This is a genomic window from Pseudomonas sp. P5_A2_2, from assembly GCF_054177685.1.
In genome coordinates this window covers 1-3,882 of sequence record NZ_JBGCUL010000419.1, presented here as the reverse complement: position 1 = coordinate 3,882, position 3,882 = coordinate 1, and the positions used below count along the sequence as shown (strand labels likewise).

At 63.1% G+C, this 3,882-nt stretch carries 3 protein-coding genes and 1 pseudogene; 2 read left to right on the top strand and 2 right to left on the bottom strand.

Features of this window, described 5'->3' with window-relative positions; all coding sequences use genetic code 11:
- The first annotated feature begins 10 nt into the window (after positions 1–10).
- Together copD and ACXRVY_RS19615 are read left to right on the top strand one after the other, a co-directional pair.
- Complete coding sequence (copD, locus tag ACXRVY_RS19620; RefSeq protein ID WP_223461899.1) at positions 11–868, top strand: copper homeostasis membrane protein CopD; 858 nt, start codon at positions 11–13, stop codon at positions 866–868.
- A gap of 100 nt (positions 869–968) precedes the next feature.
- Positions 969–1,859, top strand: coding sequence for an aldose 1-epimerase (locus ACXRVY_RS19615; RefSeq protein WP_457266180.1), 891 nt, complete (start codon positions 969–971; stop codon positions 1,857–1,859).
- On the opposite strand, the gene ACXRVY_RS19610 is transcribed toward ACXRVY_RS19615, so the two are convergent.
- Positions 1,835–3,571, bottom strand: coding sequence for a PAS domain-containing hybrid sensor histidine kinase/response regulator (locus ACXRVY_RS19610; protein ID WP_458238033.1), 1,737 nt, complete (start codon positions 3,569–3,571; stop codon positions 1,835–1,837). The genes ACXRVY_RS19615 and ACXRVY_RS19610 overlap by 25 nt on opposite strands.
- Positions 3,555–3,882, bottom strand: a pseudogene (locus ACXRVY_RS19605) (alcohol dehydrogenase); the annotation flags it as partial. The gene ACXRVY_RS19610 and the pseudogene ACXRVY_RS19605, both read right to left, overlap by 17 nt.

The following is a 3,882-nucleotide window of genomic DNA, read 5'->3' as shown; positions in this document are numbered from 1 at the left end:
CCAGTAATTCATGGCGAGCGCGCTGGTGCTGTGCCGCTTCCTGCATTTCATCGTGGTGCTGATGCTGTTCGGGGGCTGGTTGTTCAGGCCCTTGCTTGCAAATGGCGAAACCGCGCTGGATCAGCGCCTGGCACGGACCTCCCGGTGGCTGACCGTGGTGGCGCTGGGCAGCGGGGTCTGCTGGTTGTTGCTGATTACCGCAAGCATGGCCGGGGCCTGGGACGCGGCCTTCGATCCGCCGACCCTGGGCCTGGTACTGGGCAACACCTTTTTCGGTCAGGTCTGGCGCTGGCATTTGCTGATCAACCTGCTGTTGCTGGCGTTGCTGCTGACCCCACTGCGCGCCAGCCTTGCGCTGCGCCTGATCTTCAGYGGTCTGCTGCTGGCCACCCTGGCCCCGGTCGGCCACGGCGCCATGCTCGATGGCACCGCAGGCCAGTTGCTGATCCTCAATCAACTCATTCACTTGATCTGCGTGAGCGCCTGGCTTGGCGGCCTGATGTTGCTGGTGATGATTCTGCGAGAACCCGCGGGGCATTCGATCCGCGTGATGTTGCAGCGCTTCAGCGGCGTTGGTTACGGGTTGGTCGCCGGGTTGCTGATCACCGGGCTGATCAATGTGCGGGTGCTCACCGGGGCGTTCTGGCCGACACCATTGTTCAGCGGATTCGCCTTGATCCTGTTGATCAAGGTTGCACTGGTCGCTGCGATGCTGGGCCTGGCATTGTTCAATCGGCAGCGCATCGATGACTGCGATCAGCGTCTGCAAACACTGCGTGCCAGTGTGATGCTGGAGTGGATGCTGGGGCTTGGTGCAGTGGCGGCGGTCTCATTGCTGGGCACCCTGCCCCCCATGATTTCCAACTAACAACCCAATCCTCTGTGGGAGCGAGCCTTTGTGGCGAGGGGGCTTGCCCCCTCGCCACAGGAAACGGCACAAGCCTCAAAAAATCACATGGCAGGTCAACATGTCGTTAACACTGATCGAACTTGAAGACGAACTCACCCGCCTCACCCTCGCCCCGCAACTGGGCGGCAGCATCGTCAACTGGACCGTGCGCAGCACTGGCCATCCCTTGCTGCGACACGCCGACGAGCACGCCCTGAACACCGGCCTGCCCGGCAAGCTCGGCTGCTTTCCCTTGATCCCCTGGTCCAACCGCATCGCCGATGGCGGCTTCGACTGCCCCGACGGCTGGCTGGCATTGACGCCCAACAGTCTCACCGATCCCCTGCCGATTCACGGCAGCGCCTGGCAGCAGCCGTGGGACGTGGTTTACCGGTCGCCAAATGAAGTGGTCCTGCAACTCGACAGCACAACCCCCTTCGCTTATCGCGCCCGGCAACGTTTCCATTTGCGCGCGGGCAAGCTGAGCATCGAACTGCACGTCACGCACCTGGCTGAACACGCTGCGTGGCATGGTCTGGGACTGCATCCATATCTGCCGCGCACCGCGAGCACCCGACTACAGGCACCCGCCCGGCGTGTGTGGTTGTGCGACGGGGCAAAACTGCCGACAGAACTCAGCGCATTGCCGGTCGAGTGGGATTTTCAGCACCTGAAGTCATTGCCCGAATCAATGGTGGACAACGGCTTCTGCGAATGGAACGGCCATTGCCTGATCCAACAGCCCGACCTCGGCTACGAACTCGACTGCCAGGCCACCGGTAGCGATTACTACCTGCTCTACTGCCCCGTGGACGTGGGTTTTTTCTGCATCGAACCGGTGAGCCACCCGGTCAACGCGCATCACCTGCCCGGTCGGCCAGGCTTGCGTTTGCTGGAACAGGGTCAATCCACCGAACTGGGTTTCACCCTGCAGTATCGGCCGCTTCAGGCAGAGGCCCCCAACAGTTGACTCAACACCGCGCGCAACTTGCCGGGCTTCACCGGTTTGTTCAGCAACGGTGCGTTGAGCCGCTGCAACGCACGCCGACAATGGTCGGTGCGGTCGGCAGTAATGATCACCGCGGGAATGCTCTGGTGAAAATGCTCGCGCAAATGTCGCACCACATCACAGCCGACCACCCCGTGGTCGAGATGATAGTCCGCAAGAATCAGTTCTGGTGCCTGCCCGCGCAGCGCCGCCAGCGCCGACGCTTCATCGGTGGCGGTCAGCACGTCGCAGCCCCACTGCCCGAGCAACGCGCCCATGCTTTGGAGAATGCTCACTTCGTTGTCGATCACCAGTAAACGGCGGCCCGGCAGCGGGTTGCCGGTGCCCGGTTGTGGCACCGCCTGGCYCACGGGTAACGGAACCTCGTCGGAGATCGGCACCTCGATGCTGAACATCGAACCCCGCCCCGGCAACGAGTACACGCCGATTTTATAGCCAAGGATCCTGGCGATGCGCTCGACGATCGCCAGCCCCAGGCCCACGCCCTTGCGGTCGGCGGCGCGGCCGACATCCAGCTGGTTGAACTCGAGGAAGATCGAATCGAGCCGGTCGGCGGCGATGCCACGCCCGGTGTCCCAGACCTCCAGGCGCAACATCTCGCCGCGACGCCTTGCCGCCAGCAGGATGCTGCCTTCGTCGGTGTAGCGGCAGGCATTGCTGAGGAAGTTGCGCAGGATCCGCGTCATCAGGCGCAAGTCGGTGCTGATGGCGTAATCGGCCATGCGCACCCGCAGGTTCAAGCCGGCCGCCTGGGCGACGGACTGAAACTCCGACACCAGCGGCCCGAGCAATTCGTCGAGGCGGTACGAGGCGATGTCCGGCTTGACCGCTGCCTGATCGAGCCGGGAAATGTCGAGCAGATCCGTCAGCAGGTCTTCGGCCCCTTCCAGGGCCTGGTGAGTGCGTTCCACCAGCACCTGTTCGGCTTCCGGCAATTGGCGTTCGCGCAAGGTCGAAATCAGTAACCGCGCGGCGTTCAGCGGTTGCAGCAGATCGTGGCTGGCGGCGGCGAGGTATTTGTCCTTGCTGTGATTGGCCGCCTCGGCGGCATCGCGGGCGACGCGTAAAGCCTGGGCGATCTGTTTACGCTGGGTGATCTGCTGCTGAAGATTACGGTTGGCTTCGAGCAATTCATTGGTGCGCGCGACGACGCGCAGCTCCAGTTCGTCATTGAGTTGCTGCAAGCGTTGCTGGGCCAGTTTGCGCTCGGTGATATCGGAAACGAACCCTTCCACCAGCCCTTCCTGGCCGGGCTTGAGCAGCAGGTTCATCAACACATCGAGGTAACTGCCGTCCTTGCGCCGCAAGCGGGTTTCATAGCCGTGCAGGCTGCGCTGGTGCCTGAGGATTTCGCCGATGGTTTCCAGCTCCTGCGCGCCGTCGACAAACAGGGTGCTGGCCAGGTCGGTCAGGGAGAACAGCACCTCCTGGGCGTCCTGATAGCCAAGCATGCGTGCCAGCGCCGGGTTGGCGGCGCGCATGCCATCGTGCAGGCTGGCCTGGAAGATCCCGTGCACCGCGTTTTCGAACAGCCACTTGTAGCGGTTACGCTCGGCTTCCAGATCATCCAGGCGCGCGGCCAGTTCCGGGTAATGACTCTTGCGCGCCGAATGGCTGCCCAGCCCCAGCAGCCCGGCCAGAGCCCGTTGTTGYTCGTCAGAGGGCTTCGCCATAGACGACCTCGACATCTCGCTGGCTGGACTCGCGCGGGTTGGTCAGGATGCACGGATCGTGCATCGCATGCTGCGACAGGAACGGAATGTCCGAGGTCCTGACGCCATGCAAACCGAGGGTTTCGTGAAAGCCGATGGCGTGCTTGAGGGCGATCAGGTGTTCGACCAGACGCCCGCAGATCTGCCGGTGATTCAGGCCCCGGCAGTCGATGCCAAAGGTCTCGGCGATCACCTTGAAGCGCTCCGGCGCCGAGTTGTAATTGAAGGCCACCACGTGCTCCACGAGCACCGCGTTGCACAGGCCGTGGGGC

Excerpts from the sequence above, each read along its gene's own strand:
- ACXRVY_RS19615 (WP_457266180.1), top strand. The coding sequence starts at position 969 with ATGTCGTTAACACTGATCGAACTTGAAGACGAACTCACCCGCCTCACC.